The organism is Pseudomonas sp. ADAK13 (assembly GCF_012935715.1).
Classification (GTDB): domain Bacteria; phylum Pseudomonadota; class Gammaproteobacteria; order Pseudomonadales; family Pseudomonadaceae; genus Aquipseudomonas.
The window spans coordinates 2,872,119-2,894,342 of the sequence record NZ_CP052860.1 but is presented as its reverse complement, the minus strand read 5'-3'; the positions used below and the strand labels follow the sequence as shown (position 1 = coordinate 2,894,342).

16 protein-coding genes and 1 tRNA gene are annotated in these 22,224 nt (G+C 60.9%); 14 read left to right on the top strand and 3 right to left on the bottom strand.

The annotated features are described in order from the left end of the window. Nucleotides 1-38 precede the first annotated feature (38 nt). The 6 genes from rpsU to HKK54_RS13395 all read left to right on the top strand — a co-directional run bounded on the left by rpsU (nt 39) and on the right by HKK54_RS13395 (nt 9,194). The gene (gene rpsU, locus HKK54_RS13420; RefSeq protein ID WP_002551877.1) at nt 39-254 is read left to right on the top strand and encodes a 30S ribosomal protein S21; all 216 of its coding nucleotides are present in this window, start codon (nt 39-41) and stop codon (nt 252-254) included. A gap of 445 nt (nt 255-699) precedes the next feature. Next, the gene (gene dnaG, locus HKK54_RS13415) at nt 700-2,661 is read left to right on the top strand and encodes a DNA primase (RefSeq protein WP_010167378.1); all 1,962 of its coding nucleotides are present in this window, start codon (nt 700-702) and stop codon (nt 2,659-2,661) included. A gap of 67 nt (nt 2,662-2,728) precedes the next feature. Next, the gene (gene rpoD / locus HKK54_RS13410) at nt 2,729-4,579 is read left to right on the top strand and encodes an RNA polymerase sigma factor RpoD (RefSeq protein ID WP_010167380.1); all 1,851 of its coding nucleotides are present in this window, start codon (nt 2,729-2,731) and stop codon (nt 4,577-4,579) included. 121 nt (nt 4,580-4,700) lie between these two features. Continuing rightward, nucleotides 4,701-8,444 (top strand): bifunctional diguanylate cyclase/phosphodiesterase, encoded by a 3,744-nt coding sequence (locus tag HKK54_RS13405; protein WP_169386989.1) that lies wholly within the window; start codon nt 4,701-4,703, stop codon nt 8,442-8,444. A gap of 15 nt (nt 8,445-8,459) precedes the next feature. Further along, nucleotides 8,460-8,536: transfer RNA gene (locus HKK54_RS13400), tRNA-Ile, on the top strand. A gap of 145 nt (nt 8,537-8,681) precedes the next feature. Further along, nucleotides 8,682-9,194 carry a cupin domain-containing protein gene (locus tag HKK54_RS13395; RefSeq protein WP_010167384.1) on the top strand — a complete coding sequence of 171 codons (513 nt, stop codon included), beginning with the start codon at nt 8,682-8,684 and terminating at the stop codon, nt 9,192-9,194. Between the two features lie 9 nt (nt 9,195-9,203). Here HKK54_RS13395 and HKK54_RS13390 read toward each other — a convergent pair whose 3' ends face one another. Together HKK54_RS13390 and HKK54_RS13385 are read right to left on the bottom strand one after the other, a co-directional pair. Further along, nucleotides 9,204-10,454, bottom strand: coding sequence for an amidase (locus tag HKK54_RS13390; protein WP_169386988.1), 1,251 nt, complete (start codon nt 10,452-10,454; stop codon nt 9,204-9,206). A gap of 10 nt (nt 10,455-10,464) precedes the next feature. Then, a complete protein-coding gene (locus HKK54_RS13385) occupies nt 10,465-10,890 on the bottom strand; it encodes a VOC family protein (protein WP_010167388.1) in 426 nt (141 codons plus the stop codon). Nucleotides 10,891-11,003: 113 nt separating this feature from the next. On the opposite strand from HKK54_RS13385, the gene HKK54_RS13380 reads away from it, so the two are divergent. Beyond that, on the top strand, nt 11,004-11,870 hold the full coding sequence (locus tag HKK54_RS13380) for a LysR family transcriptional regulator (protein ID WP_169386987.1): 867 nt from the start codon (nt 11,004-11,006) through the stop codon (nt 11,868-11,870). A gap of 42 nt (nt 11,871-11,912) precedes the next feature. Here the strand turns inward: HKK54_RS13380 and HKK54_RS13375 are convergent, their stop codons facing one another. Then, the gene (locus HKK54_RS13375; protein WP_169386986.1) at nt 11,913-14,273 is read right to left on the bottom strand and encodes a glucose/quinate/shikimate family membrane-bound PQQ-dependent dehydrogenase; all 2,361 of its coding nucleotides are present in this window, start codon (nt 14,271-14,273) and stop codon (nt 11,913-11,915) included. 193 nt (nt 14,274-14,466) lie between these two features. Here HKK54_RS13375 and HKK54_RS13370 point away from each other — a divergent pair, with 193 nt between their 5' ends. The 7 genes from HKK54_RS13370 to pqqB all read left to right on the top strand — a co-directional run bounded on the left by HKK54_RS13370 (nt 14,467) and on the right by pqqB (nt 22,218). Then, nucleotides 14,467-15,378 carry a sugar ABC transporter substrate-binding protein gene (locus HKK54_RS13370; RefSeq protein WP_010167392.1) on the top strand — a complete coding sequence of 304 codons (912 nt, stop codon included), beginning with the start codon at nt 14,467-14,469 and terminating at the stop codon, nt 15,376-15,378. Nucleotides 15,379-15,434: 56 nt separating this feature from the next. Next, nucleotides 15,435-15,917 (top strand): Lrp/AsnC family transcriptional regulator, encoded by a 483-nt coding sequence (locus tag HKK54_RS13365; protein ID WP_050543199.1) that lies wholly within the window; start codon nt 15,435-15,437, stop codon nt 15,915-15,917. A gap of 167 nt (nt 15,918-16,084) precedes the next feature. Then, nucleotides 16,085-17,767 carry a flavin monoamine oxidase family protein gene (locus tag HKK54_RS13360; protein ID WP_169389280.1) on the top strand — a complete coding sequence of 561 codons (1,683 nt, stop codon included), beginning with the start codon at nt 16,085-16,087 and terminating at the stop codon, nt 17,765-17,767. A gap of 10 nt (nt 17,768-17,777) precedes the next feature. Next, entirely contained in the window at nt 17,778-18,572 is a 795-nt protein-coding gene (locus HKK54_RS13355) for a carbon-nitrogen hydrolase family protein (protein WP_169386985.1), read from the top strand. A 50-nt stretch (nt 18,573-18,622) separates the two neighbouring features. Further along, on the top strand, nt 18,623-20,986 hold the full coding sequence (pqqF, locus tag HKK54_RS13350; RefSeq protein WP_169386984.1) for a pyrroloquinoline quinone biosynthesis protein PqqF: 2,364 nt from the start codon (nt 18,623-18,625) through the stop codon (nt 20,984-20,986). A 168-nt stretch (nt 20,987-21,154) separates the two neighbouring features. Then, nucleotides 21,155-21,229, top strand: a complete 75-nt coding sequence (pqqA, locus tag HKK54_RS13345) for a pyrroloquinoline quinone precursor peptide PqqA (RefSeq protein ID WP_003194766.1) — start codon at nt 21,155-21,157, stop codon at nt 21,227-21,229. 77 nt (nt 21,230-21,306) lie between these two features. Beyond that, nucleotides 21,307-22,218, top strand: coding sequence for a pyrroloquinoline quinone biosynthesis protein PqqB (pqqB, locus tag HKK54_RS13340; RefSeq protein ID WP_010167410.1), 912 nt, complete (start codon nt 21,307-21,309; stop codon nt 22,216-22,218). Nucleotides 22,219-22,224 lie beyond the last annotated feature (6 nt).

The window sequence follows — 22,224 nt, the reverse complement described above, 5'->3', positions numbered from 1 at the left end:
GAACGTTGATTCCCGGTAATGAAAGAAGGTAGCTCTGGATGCCAGCCGTCAAAGTAAAAGAGAACGAACCCTTCGACGTAGCTCTGCGTCGTTTCAAGCGCTCCTGCGAAAAAGCCGGTGTTCTGGCTGAAGTTCGTAGCCGCGAATTTTACGAGAAGCCAACTTCTGAGCGTAAGCGTAAAGCAGCAGCCGCTGTTAAGCGTCACGCCAAGAAAGTTCAGCGCGAGCAGCGCCGCGCCGTTCGTCTGTACTAATACACAGACGTTCGTAGCAAGCTTCTGCCAAGCCCGGCCCTCAGCCGGGCTGTTGGCATTTGCGGATATCGCTTGATGCTTCACCGTTGACGCCGCACATGCGACTGAAACGAACTGCTTCACACGTCAGGACTGGCTCTTTTGCCAGCGGTGCACGTCTCTTCTGACGAGCCTAACAAGGCTACTGACGAGCACACTTATTTTTTAACAGGCGATCAACAGGTCGGCTGCGCCCACCGATGAGCATCCGAGGCCCCCACATGGCCAAGACCGGACTCCCGGGCAACATTTCTACGCCGGGCACTGATCGGAACTAACGTCAGTGAATGTTCGGCAGATACACTTCCTGACAGACCAAGCAGACGACAGTTGATCGAGCCGCACACCCTGCGTGCCTTGAGCACGTTGCGGGCCCTCTTTTACACGCAGTGATGACGAGAACGCCATGGCCGGGCTAATTCCCCAGAGCTTTATTGACGACCTTCTGAACCGCACCGACATCGTCGATGTTGTCAGCTCGCGCCTGCAAATGAAAAAGGCCGGCAAGAACTACACCGCCTGCTGCCCGTTCCACAAAGAAAAGACGCCGTCGTTCAGCGTCAGCCCCGACAAGCAGTTCTACTACTGCTTCGGCTGCGGCGCCGGCGGCAACGCCCTCGGCTTCATCATGGACCACGACAACCTGGACTTCCCCCAGGCCGTCGAGGAACTGGCGAAAGCCGCCGGCATGGAAATCCCCCGCGAAGAAAGTGGCCGCCCGCACAAACCGCGGCAACCCACCGATTCGCCGCTGTACCCGCTGCTCACCGCCGCCGCCGACTTTTACCGCCAGGCGCTGAAAAGCCACCCGCAGCGCAAAGCCGCCGTCGATTACCTCAAGGGCCGCGGCCTGACCGGTGAAATCGCCCGCGACTTCGGCCTCGGCTTCGCCCCGCCTGGCTGGGACAATCTGTACAAGCACCTGAGCAGCGACACCCTGCAGCAAAAAGCCATGATCGACGCCGGCCTGTTGGTGGAAAACGCCGAGACCGGCAAGCGTTATGACCGTTTCCGCGACCGGGTGATGTTCCCGATCCGTGACAGTCGCGGCCGTATCATCGCGTTCGGCGGCCGGGTGCTGGGGGACGACAAGCCCAAATACCTGAACTCACCGGAAACCCCGGTGTTTCACAAAGGCCAGGAACTCTATGGCCTGTTTGAAGCGCGCAAGAACAACCGCAACCTCGACGAAATCATCGTGGTTGAAGGCTATATGGACGTGATTGCCCTGGCCCAGCAAGGCTTGCGCAACGCCGTGGCGACCCTGGGTACCGCGACCAGCGAAGAGCACTTGAAGCGCCTGTTTCGCGTGGTGCCCAACGTACTGTTCTGCTTCGACGGCGACCAGGCTGGCCGCAATGCGGCATGGCGCGCCCTTGAATCGACGCTGTCGAGCCTGCAGGACGGGCGGCGCGCGCGCTTCCTGTTCCTGCCCGAAGGCGAAGATCCGGACACCCTGGTCCGCTCCGAAGGCACCGACGCGTTCCGCGCGCGCATCAACCAACATGCACAACCGCTGGCCGATTACTTTTTCCAGCAACTGACCGAAGAGTCCGACCCGCGCTCCCTCGAAGGCAAGGCCCACATGGTCACCCTCGCGGCACCGCTGATCGACAAGGTTCCGGGGGCCAACCTGCGGACCCTGATGCGTCAGCGCCTGCTGGAAATTACCGGTTTGAGTGGCGAGGCCGTCAGCCAGCTGGTGCACAGCGCACCGCAAGAGGCACCGCCGGCCTACGACCCGGGCATGGATTACGACGCCATGCCGGACTATTCCGACTTCCACCAACCGCAGGAGGCCTACACGCCCCAGCAGGAGTGGACACCGAAGAAACCCGGCGCCGGCGGCAAGAAATGGGACAAGAAACCCTGGGACAAAAACGGTAAACGTGGCGGTGACCGTGACGAACCGCGCGGCCCACGCGTCCCAGCAGCAGTAGAGCCACCCACCATGGCGGCCCTGCGTACGTTATTGCACCACCCGCAGCTGGCACAAAAAGTCGAAGACGCGGGGCACTTTGCGGCCGAAGACCACACCAATACACAACTGTTGGTGGCCCTGCTCGAAGCCGTACAGAAGAATCCTAAGCTAAACTCATTCCAGCTGATTGCACGCTGGCACGGCACTGAACAGGGCCGCTTGCTGAAGGCATTGGCAGAAAAGGAATGGCTGATTGATGGCGATAACCTTGAACAACAGTTTTTCGACACCATTACTAGCTTGGTAGCTCGTCAACGCGAGCGAAACCTGGAACAACTTCTTCGAAAAGCGCGTCAGAGTGAATTGACCGCCGAAGAGAAAAATCAACTGCGCGACCTTTTAAGTCGCAATGTTTCCGCATCAAACCCGACCTCAGCTGGCGTGTGAGGTCATAGCTCGGGTATAATCCTCGGCTTGTTTTTTGCCCGCCAAGACCTTCAGTGGATAGGGTGTTATGTCCGGAAAAGCGCAACAGCAGTCTCGTATCAAAGAGTTGATCACCCTTGGTCGTGAGCAGAAGTATCTGACTTACGCAGAGGTCAACGACCACCTGCCTGAGGATATTTCAGATCCAGAGCAGGTGGAAGACATCATCCGCATGATTAATGACATGGGGATCCCCGTACACGAGAGTGCTCCGGATGCGGACGCCCTTATGTTGGCCGACGCCGATACCGACGAGGCAGCCGCTGAAGAAGCAGCCGCCGCGTTGGCAGCGGTCGAGACCGACATCGGTCGCACGACTGACCCTGTGCGCATGTATATGCGCGAAATGGGTACGGTAGAGCTGCTGACACGTGAAGGCGAAATCGAAATCGCCAAGCGTATCGAAGAGGGCATCCGTGAAGTGATGGGCGCAATCGCGCACTTCCCAGGCACGGTTGACCACATTCTCTCCGAGTACACTCGCGTCACCACCGAAGGTGGCCGCCTGTCCGACGTCCTGAGCGGTTATATCGACCCGGACGACGGCATTGCGCCACCTGCGGCTGAAGTTCCGCCACCGATCGATGCCAAGGCTGCGAAAGCAGACGACGATACCGATGATGACGAAGCTGAAGCCAGCACCGATGACGAAGAAGAAGTCGAAAGCGGTCCGGATCCGATCATCGCAGCCCAGCGTTTCGGCGCGGTCTCCGATCAGATGGAACTGGCTCGCAAGGCCCTGAAGAAGCACGGTCGCGGCAGCAAGCAGGCAACTGCTGAATTGCTGGCACTGGCTGAACTCTTCATGCCGATCAAACTGGTACCGAAGCAATTCGAAGGCCTGGTTGAGCGGGTTCGTAGCGCCCTTGAGCGTCTGCGTGCACAAGAGCGTGCGATCATGCAGCTCTGTGTCCGTGATGCGCGCATGCCGCGTGCCGATTTCCTGCGCCAGTTCCCGGGCAACGAAGTCGACGAAAGCTGGACCGACGCACTGGCCAAAGGCAAAAGCAAATACGCTGAAGCCATTGGTCGCTTCCAGGCCGACATCGTTCGTTGCCAGCAGAAGCTGACTGCATTGCAGACCGAAACCGGTCTGACGATTGCCGAGATCAAGGACATCAACCGTCGCATGTCGATCGGTGAGGCCAAGGCCCGCCGCGCGAAGAAAGAGATGGTTGAAGCGAACTTGCGTCTGGTGATCTCCATCGCCAAGAAGTACACCAACCGCGGCCTGCAATTCCTCGATCTGATCCAGGAAGGCAACATCGGCTTGATGAAGGCTGTGGACAAGTTCGAATACCGTCGCGGCTACAAGTTCTCGACTTATGCCACCTGGTGGATCCGTCAGGCGATCACTCGCTCGATCGCCGACCAGGCCCGCACCATCCGTATTCCGGTGCACATGATCGAGACGATCAACAAGCTCAACCGTATTTCCCGGCAGATGTTGCAGGAAATGGGTCGCGAACCGACCCCGGAAGAGCTGGGCGAACGCATGGAAATGCCTGAGGATAAAATCCGCAAGGTATTGAAGATCGCTAAAGAGCCGATCTCCATGGAAACCCCGATCGGTGATGACGAAGACTCCCATCTGGGTGACTTCATCGAAGACTCGACCATGCAGTCGCCAATCGATGTGGCCACCGTTGAGAGCCTGAAAGAAGCGACTCGCGACGTACTGTCCGGCCTCACTGCCCGTGAAGCCAAGGTACTGCGCATGCGCTTCGGCATCGACATGAATACCGACCACACCCTTGAGGAGGTTGGTAAGCAGTTCGACGTTACCCGTGAGCGGATTCGTCAGATCGAAGCCAAGGCGCTGCGCAAGCTGCGCCACCCGACGAGAAGCGAGCATTTGCGCTCCTTCCTCGACGAGTGATCACAAAAACCCCGGCCCAGGCCGGGGTTTTTGCTTTCTGCAGTTTAAATTCTCCCCGCCTCACCTCCCCCGCAATGCCCGTCTACACTCGAAACATTCCCCGTGCCATAACGAGACCGTTATGCCCAGATTGCCGACCGTGTTACTGCTGTCGCTGCTGACCTGGACCGCAACGGCTGGCGCGTTGACTCTCACTGATGAAGAGCGTGTCTGGTTGGCGGACCACCAAGAGTTGCGCCTGGGCGTCGATGCGTCTTGGCCACCCTTTGAATACCGCGATGAAGACGGTCGTTACCAGGGCCTGGCCGCTGATTACGTGCGGCTGATGCAGGATCGCCTTGGGGTCCGGCTGAAGCTGATTGAGCCGGTGAACTGGAGCGCGGTGCTGGAGCAGGCCCGCAACAACCAACTCGACCTGCTGCCGGGCATCATGTCCACGCCGGAACGCCAGGGCTTCCTGTCGTTTACCCGCCCTTATCTCGACTTCCCCATTGTCATCCTCGCCCATGAAGGCGGCCCGCAACCGCGCAACCTCAAGGACCTGTATGGGCTGAAGGTGGCCGTGGTGGAAAACTACGCCCCTCACGAACTGCTGCGCACTCACCACCCGGACCTCAACCTGGTGGCCATGCCCAACGTCAGCTCAACGCTGCAGGCCCTGGCCACCGACAAGGTCGATGCGGTAGTCGGCGACCTGGCGTCCAGCGTATGGAGCCTGCGCCAGCTCAAGCTGGAAGGCTTATACGTCAGTGGCGAAACGCCCTACCGATATCAATTGGCCATGGGCGTACCCAAGGACGACAAGATGCTGGTAGGCATCCTCGATAAAGTCCTGGCCGACATCAGCCCGGCCGAGACCGAGGCTATCCAGCAACGCTGGGTCGGCAATGTCATCGACCACCGCACACTCTGGACCGACGTGCTGCTCTACGGGCTGCCGGCCGTGCTGTTACTGAGCACTGTGCTGGCCGTGGTTATCCGGATCAACCGCCGGCTCAGCTCGGAGATTTCCCGCCGGGTCGCCCTCGAACAGGAATTGCGCAGCAGCGAATACCATTATCGCGGCCTGGTGGAGAGCCTTTCCGCGATCGCCTGGGAAGCCAGCATCAGCGATTTCACCTACAGCTACGTGTCGCCCCACGCCGAGGAACTGCTGGGTTATCCTCGGGCCCATTGGCTGATCCCGGGCTTCTGGCGCAACATCATTCACCCCGCCGACCTGACCCGCACAGAATCCTATTGCTACGCAGAAACCCGAGCCAACCGCGACCACAGTGTCGACTACCGGGTGATCACCGCCGATGGCCGCTGCCTGTGGGTGCGGGATATCGTCAGCCTGATCGAACACGGCCACGAGCCGGTGTTGCGCGGCCTGATGATCGACATCAGTGAAGCCAAGCGCACCGAGGAAGCGTTGCAGCTTTCGGAGCAGAAATTTGCCTCGGTGTTCCAGCAATGCCCGGACATCCTGGTGATCGCGCGGCTGTCCGACGGCTGCCTGATGGAGGTCAACAAGGCCTTCGAAGACCAGATAGGCCTGAGCTCCGAAGAAGTCGTGGGAAAAACCGCCACCGAACTGAATATCTGGGGCATTCAAGGTGTAGGCCCCGGCTTGCTGCAACGGGTACAGACCACCAGCATCCGCAACCTGGAAATGCCGTTCCTGCGCAGCAACGGCCAGGCCTTCACCGGGCTGATTTCCGCCGAACCGTTTCAACTCGACACCATCGAAGCCCTGGTGGTGGTGGTGCGCGACATCACCCAACTGAAAGAAACCCAGCAGCGCCTGCAAACCTCCGAAGAGAAATTCGCCAAGGCCTTCCACGCCTCGCCCGACGGCCTGCTGCTATCACGTCAAAGCGACGGTCTGCTGATTGAGGTCAACGAAGGCTTCAGCCGCATCACCGGTTTCAACAGCGTAATGTCACTGGACCAGTCAACCCTGGACCTCGGCATCTGGGTCGACCTGAACGAACGCAAAGACATGCTGGAGCGGCTGCAACGGGACGGGTTTGTCCGCGACTTTGTCTGCCACATCCGCCGCAACGACGGCGAGATTCGCCTGTGTGAAGTCTCCAGCCGCCCGCTGCCCATCGGCGACGAGGACTGCATGCTGACCATCGCCCGGGACATCACCGAGCGCCAGCTGATGCAGGAAAAACTGCAACAGGCCGCCACCGTCTTCGAGAGCACGGCCGAAGGCGTACTGATCACCGACACCCGGCAAAACATCAGCGCCGTGAACCGCGCCTTCAGCGAGATCACCGGCTACAGCGAAGCCGAAGCCCTCGGCCAAACCCCGCGCCTGCTTGCCTCGGGCCTGCACGACAGCGCCTTCTACGCAGCCATGTGGCACCAACTGACGGCCAACGGCCACTGGCAGGGCGAGATCTCCAACCGGCGCAAGAACGGCGAGTTGTACCCCAGCTGGCTGACCATCAGCGCGGTGCGCAATCGAGAGCAGTCGATTACCCACTTTGTTGCCGTGTTTGCCGACATCTCCAGCCTCAAGCACGCCCAGGCGCGCCTCGATTACCAGGCCCACCACGACCCATTGACCGGCCTGCCCAACCGCACCCTGTTTGAAAGCCGCCTGCAGGCCGCCCTCAACCATCAACAGGAAACCGGCAGCCAGGGCGCCGTGCTGTTCCTCGACCTCGACCGTTTCAAACACATCAACGACAGCCTAGGCCACCCGATTGGCGACCTGCTGCTCAAGGACATTGCGGTGCGCCTCAAGGACCAACTGCGGGACGTCGACACCGTTGCGCGCCTGGGCGGCGACGAATTCATCATCCTGTTGCCCGGCCTGCAACAAGCCAGCGACGCCGAACACCTGGCCAATAAACTGCTGGCCTGCTTCACCCCGCCGTTCCAGGCGGGCGAGCACGAGTTCTTTATCAGCGCCAGCATCGGCACCAGCCTCTACCCACGGGACGGCGTCGACGTCGCGACCCTGGTGAAAAATGCCGACGCCGCCATGTACCGCTCCAAGGCAAAAGGCCGCAACCGCGTCGAAAGCTACACCGAGGACCTCACCGCCCAGGCCAACGAACGGGTGGCGCTGGAACACGAACTGCGCCGGGCGATCGAGCGCGACGAACTGTTCCTCTACTACCAGCCAAAACTGAGCCTCGACACCCAACAACTGATCGGCGCCGAAGCGCTGATTCGCTGGCTCCATCCCACCTTTGGCGAAGTGCCGCCCGAGCACTTCATCGCCCTGGCCGAAGAGAACGGCATGATCCTGCAGATTGGCGACTGGGTACTGGAACAGGCCTGCCGGCAGATGCACGACTGGAGAGAGGTCTTTGATGACTTCGGCCCACTGTCCGTCAACCTCGCCGGCGCGCAACTGCGCCACCCCAACCTGCTCGCGCGCATCGAACAGCTGCTGCGGGACAACCACCTCGAGCCCGGCTGCCTGCAACTGGAAATCACCGAAAACTTCATCATGAGCCAGGCCGAGGAAGCACTGGAGGTGCTGCACCAACTCAAGGGCCTGGGCGTGCAACTGGCCATTGATGACTTCGGCACCGGCTACTCGTCCCTCAGCTATTTGAAACGCCTGCCGCTGGACTTCCTGAAGATCGACCAATCCTTCGTCCGCGGCCTGCCCGATGACCCACACGACGCGGCCATCGTGCGCGCCATCATCGCCCTGGGCCACAGCATGCAATTCACCATCATCGCCGAAGGCGTGGAAACGCCTGCCCAGCAAGCGTTTCTGGCGGCTGAAGGCTGCGAACAGATGCAAGGCTACATCGTCAGCCTGCCGCTGCCGCCGGACGTTTTCGCCGCGACGTTCCTTCGCATGAGTGTTTCGGACTTTTCGGATGGCACAGCGAAGAAACCATCGCTATAATCCGCGGCCTACTGAGGGCCTATAGCTCAGTTGGTTAGAGCAGGGGACTCATAATCCCTTGGTCGTAGGTTCGAGTCCTACTGGGCCCACCATCTTGAAAGCCGCGCATTGCGCGGCTTTGTCGTTTCTGGCGCCTGAGGCGTTCAGCCATGAAACATTAGTTAGTTGTCCCGCACGGCTACGGCTAAGACCATGATTCCCAGTCAACGCCACTCCAGCACGAGGGAAACTTGTTCCATGCATCCGAAGAAACGTTCGCCGCACAACCCAATCCACCGCCTGGGCCTGCGTGCCGCGGCCACCGTCGCAATCACCCTCGCCACCTTGAGCGGCGCACAAGCCGCCCCCGCCAACACTGACACCATCAAGGCATTCAAGCTGTGCACGGGCGCCGACAACAACTCCCACGTACTGGAAGGCACCATCGACCAGAGCATGCGCAATGACGTGACTGCTATTCACTTCAAGCAAACCCCGGCGCATTCCTCGTACAGCTGGCATAACGACCCGGAGCCTCAGTACGTGATGACGCTGTCCGGCACGCTGGCGTTCGTGACGCGCGGCGGTGAAAAGTTCACGCTGCATCCGGGTGAAGTGCTGATTGCCGAAGACAATACCGGCACAGGCCATCGCTGGAATCTGGTGGACGATCAACCGTGGCGACGCGGGTACGTGGTGCTGAAGCCTGGCGCGCCGGATTCGTTCATCCCGAACGATCCTGCCGCTGCCAAGGTGTGCAAGGCGTCTTAATCTCGCTGATCACGCCAGCGCATCAACAATGACTTGCGCCGTACCTAGCAACGGCGCATCCCCTCTAAACGCCCCAATCACCTGCAACCCCACCGGCAATTCCCCATCCCCACGCAACACCGGCACATTCACCTGCGGCAAGCCAAACGCGCCCCAGAACTTGATGAAGTCCGACGGTCCCGTGGTCTCCAACCCCACCGGTGCCAACATCCCGCAGGAAACACTCAACATCGCATCAAACGGCTGGCAGATCTGCGCGAGCTGCGGGGCGAGTTGTGCGAGGCGCGCCTTCGCAGCCGACTCCTGCTCCCAGCTCGTAGCCTTCGCACACTCAATCATGGCCAACGTCGAATCACTGAGTAACTCAGGATGAGACTGAAACTCCTTGGCCAATGAGCGGGCACCTTCGCAATCATTGATCAACTGATGATCATCAAATACTCCGTCGAACGCCTCGGGCAACACAACTTCGCTGACAAGATGCCCCAACCGGGCGATCGCTTGTTCAATCGCCTGCGCCACCGACGGCTGCACATCCGGCCAGCGAGAGGTGCGGCAGAAACCAAGCCGCAGCGGCCGACGCACCGCCTCCACAGCAGGAAACCCCGGGATCAACACCCGCGCCACCCGCTCAAGATCGCGCACCGAACGTCCATACCAGCCCACCGTATCGAAGCTCGGCGCCAGCGGTTTCACGCCCTCCAGCGAGACCAGCCCAAACGACGGCTTGAAAGCATACAACCCGCAGTAAGCCGCAGGCTTGAGCAACGATCCAGCCGTCTGGGTACCCAACGCCAACGGGAAAAACCCGGCCGCCATCCCCGCCGCAGAACCCGCACTGGAGCTACCCGGCGTACGGGCCAGATCAAGCGGATTCCGCGTGGGCCCCGTGTTCATGTAGGCAAATTCAGTGGTGTGGGTCTTGCCCATGATGATCGCGCCCGCCTGGCGCAGCAGCGTCACCACATGGGCATCCCGCGAAGGACGATTACCCTGGTAAATCGGCGAATAGAATTCCGTTGGATGGTCGGCCGTATCAAAGATGTCCTTGATCCCAACCGGCACGCCCGCCAGCAGGCCGGCACTTCCCTCAAGCTGCCTTGCCTGCTCGCGTACCGCTTCAGGCTCGAAGGATACAAAAGCCTGGATCTGCGGCTCGTCGGCACCTGTCCGCGCAAGAAAATGCTCAGCAACCAAGGCAGGCGTAATACCAGCAGCAACCACGGCCTCGGCGATACCCGTCGCGTCGAGTTGATTCATCGACGCCCCCTCACTTGGCAAACAACTGCCCAATATCCTTGAACGCCTTGAACTCCAGCGCATTGCCGCAAGGGTCGAACAGAAACAACGTCGCCTGCTCACCCACCTGGCCCTTGAAGCGAATATGCGGCTCCAACACAAACCGGGTGTTGCGCGCCTGCAGACGTTCAGCCAGCGCATGCCAATCATCCCAACTCAGCACCACGCCAAAATGCGGCACCGGCACATCGTGGCCGTCCACGGCATTGGTGTGCGCCGCCTCTTGAGAAGCGGTTTTCGGATGCTCATGAATAACCAGCTGATGGCCGAAGAAATCGAAGTCGACCCAGTGATCACTGGCCCGCCCCTCCTCCAGGCCAAACACCTCACCGTAAAACTGCCGCGCAGCCGCCAGGTCGAATACCGGAATTGCCAGGTGAAAAGGAGCCAGTGCCATCAGGTCTAACCTCTGTGGGTATTAAGTCCTTCCGAGTCTAGCCTTGCCGTAACCGATGGAAAGACGATAGTTTTCGCATCGAGCTCAAATTATTTCGATCAATCGAGACGCCCATGCTGCGGGAACTGAAAACCTTTATCGCCGTCACCCGTCATGGCACGTTCGCGGCGGCGGGCATGCACATCGGGCTGACGCAGTCGGCGGTCAGCGCGCAGATCCGCCAGTTGGAGCAGGTGCTTGGCGTGCAGTTGTTCGATCGCACCGGGCGCCAGGCCACGCTGAACGCGGCGGGTATCCGCGCGCTGCCGCTGGCCAAGGAAATTCTCGAGACGTTTAACCGCATGGCCGTGCCGGTGGACGCCAATGAATACCGTGGCGAGTTGAAAGTCGGCGCGATCACCACCGCCCAGACCGGCCTGCTGCCCCAAGCCCTGGTGCGCCTGCGACACGCGGCGCCGACGGTGGAGTGCAAGTTGGTGCCGGGGGTTTCCCTGGAGCTGCTCAGCCAGGTGGACGCAGGCGAACTGGACTCGGCGATCATCATTCGCCCGCCCTTTGACTTGCCCAAGGAGCTGCACGTGCAGGTGCTGCGCAAGGAGCCGTTTGTGCTGATCGTGCCGCAAACGGTCAAGGGTGATGACCCGCTGCAGCTGCTCGCCGCTCAGCCCCATGTGCGCTACGACCGTGCTTCGTTTGGCGGGCGGCTGGTCAGTCGTTTTCTGCGGGAACAGCGGTTGGACGTGCAGGTTGCGCTGGAGCTGGACGAGATAGAAGCCCTCGTCAAGATGGTCGAATGCGGGCTGGGCGTTTCACTGGTTCCCCACGCGGGACTCTGGCTGGACCGATCCCCGCAGGTGCGGGTCATCCCGCTGGGCGAACTGACCTTTCACCGGGAAATCATCCTGCTGAGCCGCTACAGCCAACGCAACCTTCCCGTGCCGCAACTCTTTGCCCGATGCCTGTTGGCTGACGTGAGCTAAGACGCAAAAAAAAGCCGCACATACGTGCGGCTTTTTCAGGCCCTATTTCTTGGGCAACGCATAGGCAATCACATAATCCCCGCGGTCCGGCGACTGTCGCGCGCCGCCGGCGGTAAGCACGATGTACTGCGTGCCCGTCTTGGGCGACACGTAGGTCATCGGCCCGGATTGGCTACCGACAGGCAAACGGGACTTCCAGATTTCGTTGCCGTTGCCGGTATCGAACGCGCGCAGGTAGAAGTCCTGGGTACCGGCGAAGAACAACAGGCCAGACTGGGTCGCCAGCGACGCGCCGAGGGTCGGCATGCCAATCGGAATCGGCATGTGCATGCGGATGCCCAGCGGCCCGGTGTCTTCAACCGTGCCCACCGGTACTTGCCACATCAGCTTGTGGGTTTTCAAATCGATGGCCGACATGGTGCCGAACGGTGGTTTCTGACACGGAATGCCCGCTGCCGAGAGGAAGCGCTCACGCATGGCGCCAAACGGCGTACCGGCCTGCGGCACCACACCCATCTCGATGCCGCTGGCACCGGCTGCGATCTTGTCGCGCGGGATCATATAGTTGGCCAAACCCAGGCGCATATCGTTGACGAACATGTAATTGGTGTTCGGGTCCACCGACACGCTGCCCCAGTTCATACCACCCAGCGAACCCGGGAATTGCAGCGCCCGGTCCAGGCCAGGCGGCGTATAGACGCCCTCGTGACGCATGCCTTTGAACTGGATGCGGCACATCAACTGGTCAAACGGTGTGGCGCCCCACATATCGGATTCGGTCAGTTGCTGATTGCCGATCGAAGGCATGTCCACCGAGAACGGCTGGGTCGGCGAATACCGCTCGCCGGGCACATTGCCCTGAGGCACCGGACGCTCTTCGACCCGGGCGATGGGCACGCCGGTTTCGCGGTTGAGCAGGAAGATTTCACCTTGTTTGGTGACTTGAGCCAGGGCCGGCTGTACGCCGCCGTTTCCATCCGGAATATCGTAGAGCAGCGGTTGCGCTGGCAGGTCGAAATCCCACAGGTCATGGTGCGTGGTCTGGAAGTGCCAGCGCACCTGGCCGGTCTTCACGTCAATGGCGACGATGGAGGAGCTCCACTTGTCGTCATAGGCAGTACGCTCACCGGCAAAGAAGTCAGGGGTAGCGTTACCGGTGGGCAGGTAGACCAGGCCGAGCTTCGCGTCGTAGGACATGGCCGACCACACGTTCGGCGTCCCCCGAGTGTAAGTCTCACCCGCGGGTGGCCGTTTGGTGGTGTTCGGGTTGCCCGGGTCCCAGGCCCACACCAGTTCGCCGCTGTGCACGTCAAAGGCGCGCACCACGCCTGGCGGTTCGCCGGTGGAGAAGTTGTCTGCCACGCGGCCGCCGACGATCACCACATTGCCCGCCACCAGTGGCGTCGAGGTTTGCTGGTAATAACCGGCCTTCACTTCGCCCATGTCGGTTTTCAGGTCGACGGTGCCGTGGTCGCCGAAGTCTTCGCAGGGCGCGCCGGTTTCAGCATTGATCGCAATCAACCGGGCATCGCCGGTTGGCAGAAACAGACGTTTCACACAGGCTTTTGCGCCGGCAGGTTGCTCACTGGCGCTGCTGTCGAAATAACCCAGGCCCCGGCAACGCTGCCAGTTGGGACCGCTGCCCTGTGGGTCGAATTTCCAGCGCTGGGCGCCGGTGTCGGCATCCAGGGAGAAGACTTTGCCGTAGGCGGTGCACACGTAAACGCTGTCACCGATCTGCAGCGGGGTGTTCTGGTCTTCGGCGCCGGCGCCGTTGCTTTCAGGGATGTCGCCGGTGTGAAAGGTCCAGGCCACCTGCAACTTGTCGATGTTGCCTTTGTTGATCTGGTCCAGCGCGGCAAACCGATTGCCGGCGGTGGTATTGCCCCAGTGGGCCCAGTCTTTTTGCTCGGTGCCCGGTGTCACCGCAGTCACCGCAGGCTCACTGCTGGCCTTGACCACGTGAGTCGGCACAAACATGTACGCCAGGGTGGCGACCACGCCAAGGCCCAGCAGCCCGGCGACACCATAGGCACCACGCCCGGGTGTCGACCCAGAGGCGCGGGCGAGTTGTGGATAAATCAGTGCAACCACCAGGCCGATGACGGCAAAGGTCAGGACCCGCGACACCAAAGGCCAGTATTCCAGGCCCGTGTCCCACACTGCCCAGATCGCGGTCAGCACCAAGGCCACGGCGTATAGCCACGCGCCTTGAGGCTTGCGCTTGGCGATCAGCACGCCGGAAACAAGCATCGCCAGGCCCATCAGCAGGAAATACCAACTGCCACCCAGCGCCACGAGGTAACCGCCACCGCCCGCCAAACCCAGGCCGATCAACGCGATCAGCAGGCCCAGCCCCATCAGCAAAAATCTGCTGCCGGTGGCAGCCCCAAAGTTATTCATCTCACAAACGTCCTTCCTGAATACCTAACGGGAAATAATGTACCAAATAGTTACTTTTAACAATCTGACCCAAATTAATGTGTTCGATCAGCGGCGAAAATAAATTCCGGGCGTTACTTGAAGTGGAATTTTATTTCCAATAGTGTTTGTTTCAGAATCTTTGTCGCACTAAAACAATAAAAAGGAACCTGTCATGAAGCGCCTGCTTGGCTGTGCCTGTGCCCTGTTGCTGTCCACCGCTGCCCACGCTGAATTGCGCATTGGGGTATCGGTCGGACAGTTTGATAACTACGTTTCCTACCTGGTGCAGGCCATGCAGGACCGAGCCAAGGCCTCGCCCGATGCAGTCAAGCTGCAGGTGGAAGATTCCGCCAGCGACGTAGTCCGCCAGTTGAACCAGGTGGAAAGCTTCATCAGCCAGAAAGTCGACGCGATCATCGTCAACCCGGCCGACACCGCCGCCACCCGTAAAATCACCGAAAAGGCCAACGCCGCCGGGATCCCGCTGGTGTACATGAACAGCCGCCCCGAGGTTGAAACCTTCCCGCCGGGCGTCGTCTTCGTCGGCACCGACGAGCGCGCGATTGGCCGGATGCAGATGGAATACCTGGCCGAAAAGATGGGCGGCAAAGGCAACCTGGCGATCATCCTCGGGCGCCTCGCCCACAGCGACACCGGCAAGCGCACCAGTGGCGTCAAGGATGTGCTGGCCAAGTACCCCGAGATCAAAGTCGTTGAAGAACAGTCCGGCGACTGGCAGCGGGAAAAAGGTATGGACCTGATGAATGAATGGCTGACCAAGGGCCAGACCATCAATGCCGTGGCCTCCAACAATGACGAGATGGGCATTGGCGCCGCCATGGCCCTGCGCCAGACCGGGCGCCAGGACATTCTGGTGGGCGGCATCGACGGCACGCCGGACGGTTTGCAGGCGCTGAAGAAAGGCCAACTGGCAGTGACCGTATTCCGCGACCCGGTGGCCATCGGTGCGGGCTCGGTGGACGCGGCGCTGATGCTGATCAAGCACGCCGCCCTGCAAGGCGATGTATGGGTTCCGACCCAACTGGTCACCCCGGAAAACTACCCGCAGTTCCTGCACAACTGAGCCAAACGCCGCCGCGAGCATCAAGGGGAATGAGCCTGTAACATGCTTGCCCATTGATGCCCGCGCCGGAGAACACCTTGCCCGCCTCTCACCCTCCCGTCCTCGATGAAATCGATCGCCAGTTGATCGCCGCGTTGCAGATCAACGCCCGCGAAAGCGTGGCCATGCTCGCCCGGCAACTGGGCATCGCGCGCACCACCGTCACCTCGCGCCTGGCGCGCCTGGAAAAAACCCAAGTGATTACCGGCTATGGCGTACGCCTGAGCCAGCGGGTGGTGGATGGCGGTTTACAGGCCTACGTGGGGATTACCGTGCAACCGCGCTCGGGCAAGGAAGTGCTGCGCCGGATCAGTGCCATGGCGCAGGTTCAGCAACTGTGTGCGGTCAGCGGCGAGTTCGATTACGTGGCCTGGCTGCGCACCGATTCGCCGGAGCAGCTGGATCAACTGCTGGACCAAATCGGCAGTGTCGACGGTGTAGAGAAGACCACCACCTCGATCATCCTCAGTAACAAACTGGATCGCGGACAACCAATCTGACCAGCATCTTCGTCACTCTGACTAAAAACAATTCAATCCGACGACACATTGCGTCTTATTAACGAACGCTACGCTCCCTAGAATGGCTGCCATCTTTTCCTATACTCAGCGGGTCGCGCCCCGCCGAGCCGCCAGCAAGGTCAGCCATGAGCATTCCTTCCAGCACCATCAGCAAGCCCAATCGCCACCCTGCCAACGGTAAAAAACCGATCACCATCTTTGGCCCGGACTTCCCGTTCGCCTTCGATGACTGGATCGAGCACCCGGCCGGTCTGGGCAGCATTCCAGCGGCCAACCATGGCGCCGAAGTGGCGATCGTCGGCGCCGGGATTGCCGGCTTGGTGGCCGCCTATGAGCTGATGAAGCTCGGCCTGAAACCGGTGGTGTACGAAGCCTCGAAAATGGGTGGCCGCCTGCGTTCCCAGGCGTTTGAAGGCGCCGAAGGCATCATTGCCGAGCTGGGCGGCATGCGCTTCCCGGTGTCCTCCACCGCGTTCTACCACTACGTGGACAAACTCGGGCTGGAGACCAAACCGTTTCCCAACCCGCTGACGCCCGCATCCGGCAGCACGGTCATCGACCTCGAAGGCCAGACTCACTACGCACAGAAACTCGCCGACCTTCCTGCACTGTTCCAGGAAGTGGCTGACGCCTGGGCCGACGCCCTGGAAGCCGGCTCGCAGTTCGCCGATATCCAGCAAGCCATCCGCGACCGTGACGTACCGCGCCTGAAAGAGCTGTGGAATACGCTGGTTCCGTTGTGGGACGACCGCACCTTCTACGACTTCGTCGCTACCTCCAAGGCGTTCGCCAAGTTGTCCTTCCATCACCGCGAAGTGTTCGGCCAGGTCGGCTTCGGCACCGGTGGCTGGGACTCGGACTTCCCCAACTCGATGCTGGAAATCTTCCGCGTGGTGATGACCAACTGCGACGACCACCAGCACTTGGTGGTCGGCGGTGTCGCCCAGGTACCCATGGGCATCTGGCGCCATGTGCCGGAGCACTGTGCCCACTGGCCCGAAGGCACCAGCCTCAGTTCCTTGCACCACGGCGCGCCACGGGCCGGGGTCAAGCGCATTGCCCACGCGCCAGGGGGCCGTTTCGCCGTCACTGACAACTACGGCGACACCCGCGAATACGCCGCCGTGCTGACCACCTGCCAGAGCTGGCTGCTGACCACCCAGATCGAGTGCGACGAAACCTTGTTCTCGCAGAAGATGTGGATGGCCCTCGACCGCACCCGCTACATGCAATCGTCGAAGACTTTCGTGATGGTCGACCGGCCGTTCTGGAAGGATAAGGACCCGGAAACCGGCCGCGATTTGATGAGCATGACGCTGACCGACCGCCTGACCCGTGGCACCTATCTGTTCGACAATGGCGACGACAAGCCTGGGGTGATTTGCCTGTCCTACTCGTGGATGAGCGACGCGTTGAAGATGCTCCCGCAGCCGATCGAAAAGCGCGTAAAACTGGCCCTCGATGCGCTGAAAAAGATCTACCCGAAAGTCGACATTGCCGCGCGGATCATCGGCGATCCGATCACCGTGTCGTGGGAAGCCGACCCGCATTTCCTCGGTGCTTTCAAGGGCGCACTGCCGGGCCACTATCGCTACAACCAGCGGATGTACGCGCACTTCATGCAGAAGGACATGCCGGCAGAGCAACGCGGTATTTTCATTGCCGGTGACGACGTATCCTGGACGCCTGCGTGGGTTGAAGGCGCGGTGCAAACCTCGCTGAACGCGGTGTGGGGCATCATGACTCACTTCGGTGGCAGCACTCACCCACAGAACCCGGGGCCGGGCGATGTGTTCGATGAAATCGGGCCGATCGCACTGCCCGAGTAAGGAGTTGCCCATGCGTGTCGCCCTGTATCAATGCCCGCCTTTGCCGCTGGACGTGGCCGGCAATCTCAAGCGCCTGCATCAACTGGCGCAAGAGGCTACCGACGCCGACCTGCTGGTGCTGCCGGAGATGTTTCTCACCGGCTATAACATCGGCCTGGAAGCGGTCGGCGCCCTGGCGGAAGCTCAGGACGGCCCGTCTGCGCAGTCCATCGCTGCGCTGGCAAAAAACTCGGGTGTGGCGATTCTCTATGGTTATCCGGAACGCGGGGCTGACGGGCAGATCTACAACGCCGTGCAGTTGATCGACGCCAACGGCCAGCGCCTGTGCAACTACCGCAAGACCCACCTGTTTGGCGACCTCGACCACTCGATGTTCAGCCCCGGAGACGATGAGTTTCCGCTGGTGGAATTGAACGGCTGGAAGCTGGGGTTCCTGATCTGCTATGACCTGGAATTCCCGGAAAACACTCGGCGCCTGGCGCTGGCGGGGGCGGAGTTGATCCTGGTGCCGACCGCCAATATGGTGCCCTTCGATTTCGTCGCCGATGTCACCGTGCGGGCGCGGGCCTTTGAAAACCAGTGTTATGTGGCCTACGCCAACTATTGCGGGCAGGAAGGCGAGATCCAGTATTGCGGGCAAAGCAGCATCGCCGCGCCGGATGGCCAGCGGATTGCCCAGGCGGGTCTTGATGAATCGTTGATTGTCGGCACTCTGGATCGCCAACTGATGATCGACTCCCGCGCGGCCAATCGCTACCTGCTGGACCGTCGCCCGGAGCTCTACGGTGCGTTGCACAAGCACTGATCCGGCAGGTTTGCGCTAGCATAGGCACTTCCTACGTTTCGGAAGTGCCCATGCCTGCGCCGGCCCACCCTCATCACCTTCAATTGACCCTGGCCAACGGCCTGCAGGTTTCCTTGCATCATGCGCCGCGTTTGAAGCGCTGCGCGGCGGCCTTGCGCGTTGCAGCGGGCAGTCATGATGTGCCCTTGGCGTGGCCGGGACTGGCGCATTTCCTTGAGCATCTGTTGTTTCTGGGGACTGAGCGTTTTCCTGCAAATGAAGGGCTGATGGCTTACGTGCAGCGTCAGAGTGGCCAGGTCAACGCCAGCACTCGCGAACGCACTACCGACTTTTTCTTTGAGGTGCCGGTTCCCGCATTTGATGCGGCGCTGGAGCGTCTGGTGGATATGCTCGCCCATCCGCGCCTGGCCCCGGAAGACCAGTTGCGGGAGCGTGAAGTGTTGCACGCGGAATTTATCGCCTGGTCGCAAGATGCCACGGCCCAACAGCAACAGGCGTTGCTGCAAGGCGTTGCGGCGGGTCATCCGCTGCGGGCGTTTCATGCGGGCAACCGGGATAGCTTGCCGGTAGAGCGTGAGGATTTTCAGCAAGCGTTGCGGGATTTTTATGAAGGCTTCTATCAGACCGGGCAGATGACCTTGAGCCTGGCGGGCCCTCAGTCACTGGCGGAGCTGGAGGCTTTGGCGAAGCAGTTTGGCGCTGCGTTGAAGACCGCACCGCTGAAGCCACAGGTGCCTGCACCCGCGTTGCTGGCCGGCATTCAACGGACCTATCAACACACCAATGAACACCACTGGCATCAGGTGGTGGTGAGCGAAGCATCCCCTGAAGCCCTGGATTTCCTGTGCCTGTGGCTGAACGCTTCGGCCCCGGGTGGGTTGCTCGCCGAGTTGCAGGCGCGACAGTGGGTCAGCGCCCTCAGCGCGACGGTGCTGTATCAGTTCGGCGGCCAGGCGCTGCTGGATATCAAGTTCACCCTGGACACGCTCGGTGCCCGGCAAACCACCGTGATCGAAGAACTGTTGCACGACTGGTTGAGCTTTTTCGCACACAGTGATTGGACGCTGCTGCGGGAAGAGTACGCCTTGCTGCTCGCGCACAAACGACAGGTCAGCGGCGCCCTGGCACTGGCCCGGCAAGACAACGAGCCGGTCCTGTCCGAGCACAGCGCCACGTCCCTCAAGGCGCTGCTGGACTCGCTGCAACTGCCGCCGTCCCGGCACGCCTGGCAACTGCCACCTGACAATCCGTTCCTGCGTCCGGCAGCGCGGGAGGAACGCCCTGGGCTGATTCGCGGCCAAACCAGCGCCCATCGTGGTTTGCGCACGTTCGCCCAGGATCGCTCCCGTGGACGAAAGGATCTTTCGGCGCTGACCTTCAGCCAGGCGTTGCCAGGTGACACAGACGAGGGGGCGATTTACCTGCGCTGGCAGCTGGATTCGCCGCTACCCACAGACCTTTTCCCACGCCTGCGCGAGAACGCCAGCCAAGCGGGCGTCGAACTTGCCTTCGAGACCATTGGCAATCACTGGCAACTGAGAATGGTCGGGCTTCACGACCCCATGCCGGCGGTATTGGCAGAAGTGGCGCGCAGCCTGATACAACTTGATGAAAAAGCTGGAGCATCCACCCGTGCGGCACCGGCAATGGCCATCCGGCAATTGCTCAAGGCATTGCCCTCTTGTTGCTCAGGCATCACGCCCGCCAGCCCAACACCTCATCAGGACCGATGGTCAACGGCCCGCTGGCAAGGGCTTGCCTTAGGGATGCCGGCCAGCGGCGAGGAGGCCATTAAAACTGCTGCCGGGAAACTGCCCGGCCAACCGGCAACGGCCATCACTGAACGTCCTTCATCCGGCGGCCAGCACTTTTGGCACGAGGTAAGTACCGATTCCACCGACGCCGCGTTGCTGCTGTTCTGCCCGACACCGACCCAATCCCTGGCCGACGAAGCATGCTGGCGCTTGCTTGCACACCTGATGCAGGCGCCGTTCTACCAGCGTCTGCGGGTTGAACTGCAACTGGGCTACGCGGTGTTCAGCGGCATCCGACAATTCAATGGACAAACCGGCCTGCTGTTCGGGGTGCAATCTCCCAGCGCCTCCCTTGCGCAAATTCTCGATCATCTGCAAACGTTCCTGAAACAGTTGCCCGCCCTGATCAACAGCAGCGAACTGCCGGGTGATCTGGCCTGGCAATTTGCCCTCGATGCCCTGCCCACCGCCCAAGCCGCTGAACTGCTCTGGCACGCCCATTTGGCGGGCCACCCGTCGGATTACATCAATCAATTGCAAGATTTCATCCAGACCCGCACCCGCAAGGATTTAATGGACGCTGCACAGCAACTCAATGCGGCTGCAGGCGGCTGGCACTGCGTGGCCAATGGCCCGCTCAGCGCCGGTCTCTGGCAATGATCAGGCTGATCATTGCCGCTTCGGTAAAAGGCTTTTTCCCACAGGACAGCGCTATCTTCAAAAGAAGTACGTAACATTCACATGCACACATCTGAACATCTCCGCTTGGAGGTGGACTATATGTATTACCTGGTAGTAAACGTCCCATCCCATCGTAGGAGTAAGAACATGACTTGGTCCAAACCTGCTTACACTGATCTGCGTATCGGCTTTGAAGTCACCATGTACTTTGCCAGCCGCTGATTGGCTTTGTATCGCAATGCAACGCCTCGGCTCGCCCGGGGCGTTTTTATTTTTGAGTTGTGTGTAATGGAGCGGCCATGTTTGTCCAGATTCTAGGTTCCGCCGCGGGCGGTGGTTTCCCGCAATGGAACTGCAACTGCGTGAACTGCGCAGGTTTTCGCGACGGTAGCCTGCGGGCCGAGGCGCGCACCCAATCGTCCATCGCGATTTCCGATGACGGCGTGAACTGGGTCTTGTGCAACGCCTCGCCGGACATTCGCGCCCAGCTTCAAGGGTTCGCCCCGATGCAACCCGGCCGTGCCCTGCGGGACACCGGCATCAGCGCGATCATCCTGATGGACAGCCAGATCGACCACACCACTGGCCTGCTCAGCCTGCGCGAAGGCTGCCCGCACCAGGTGTGGTGCACCGACATGGTTCATGAAGACCTGAGCACCGGCTTCCCGCTGTTCACCATGCTGACCCACTGGAACGGCGGGCTGGCCTGGAACCGCATCGAGCTGGACGCCAGCTTCACGATTCCCGCCTGCCCCAACCTGCGCTTTACGCCGTTGCCCCTGCGCAGCGCAGCACCGCCCTACTCGCCTCACCGATTCGACCCACACCCGGGCGACAACATCGGTCTGATCGTCGAAGACCTGCGCACCGGCGGCAAGCTGTTCTATGCGCCGGGCCTGGGCAAGGTCGACGGGCCGTTGCTGGAGATCATGGCCGGCAGCGATTGCCTGCTGGTGGACGGGACGATGTGGGATGACGACGAAATGCAGCGCCGTGGCGTCGGCACCCGTACTGGCCGCGAGATGGGCCACCTGGCACAAAATGGCCCCGGCGGCATGCTGGAAGTGCTGGAGCAGTTGCCCAAGCAGCGCAAGGTGCTTATCCACATCAACAACACCAACCCGATCCTGGATGAGGACTCGCCCGAGCGAGCCGAGTTGCTGCGGCGCAATGTGGAAGTGGCGTACGACGGCATGAGCATTGAATTGTAGGAGCGA

Bases quoted from the DNA above. Each gene is read 5' to 3' on its own strand.
- HKK54_RS13405 (WP_169386989.1), top strand. From the start codon at position 4,701: ATGCCCAGATTGCCGACCGTGTTACTGCTGTCGCTGCTGACCTGGACC.
- HKK54_RS13355 (WP_169386985.1), top strand. From the start codon at position 17,778: ATGCGTGTCGCCCTGTATCAATGCCCGCCTTTGCCGCTGGACGTGGCC.
- pqqF (WP_169386984.1), top strand. From the start codon at position 18,623: ATGCCTGCGCCGGCCCACCCTCATCACCTTCAATTGACCCTGGCCAAC.
- rpsU (WP_002551877.1), top strand. From the start codon at position 39: ATGCCAGCCGTCAAAGTAAAAGAGAACGAACCCTTCGACGTAGCTCTG.
- HKK54_RS13380 (WP_169386987.1), top strand. From the start codon at position 11,004: ATGCTGCGGGAACTGAAAACCTTTATCGCCGTCACCCGTCATGGCACG.
- HKK54_RS13390 (WP_169386988.1), bottom strand. From the start codon at position 10,454: ATGAATCAACTCGACGCGACGGGTATCGCCGAGGCCGTGGTTGCTGCT.
- rpoD (WP_010167380.1), top strand. From the start codon at position 2,729: ATGTCCGGAAAAGCGCAACAGCAGTCTCGTATCAAAGAGTTGATCACC.
- HKK54_RS13375 (WP_169386986.1), bottom strand. From the start codon at position 14,273: ATGAATAACTTTGGGGCTGCCACCGGCAGCAGATTTTTGCTGATGGGG.
- pqqB (WP_010167410.1), top strand. From the start codon at position 21,307: ATGTTTGTCCAGATTCTAGGTTCCGCCGCGGGCGGTGGTTTCCCGCAA.
- HKK54_RS13385 (WP_010167388.1), bottom strand. From the start codon at position 10,890: ATGGCACTGGCTCCTTTTCACCTGGCAATTCCGGTATTCGACCTGGCG.
- HKK54_RS13370 (WP_010167392.1), top strand. From the start codon at position 14,467: ATGAAGCGCCTGCTTGGCTGTGCCTGTGCCCTGTTGCTGTCCACCGCT.
- HKK54_RS13365 (WP_050543199.1), top strand. From the start codon at position 15,435: ATGCCCGCGCCGGAGAACACCTTGCCCGCCTCTCACCCTCCCGTCCTC.
- HKK54_RS13395 (WP_010167384.1), top strand. From the start codon at position 8,682: ATGCATCCGAAGAAACGTTCGCCGCACAACCCAATCCACCGCCTGGGC.
- dnaG (WP_010167378.1), top strand. From the start codon at position 700: ATGGCCGGGCTAATTCCCCAGAGCTTTATTGACGACCTTCTGAACCGC.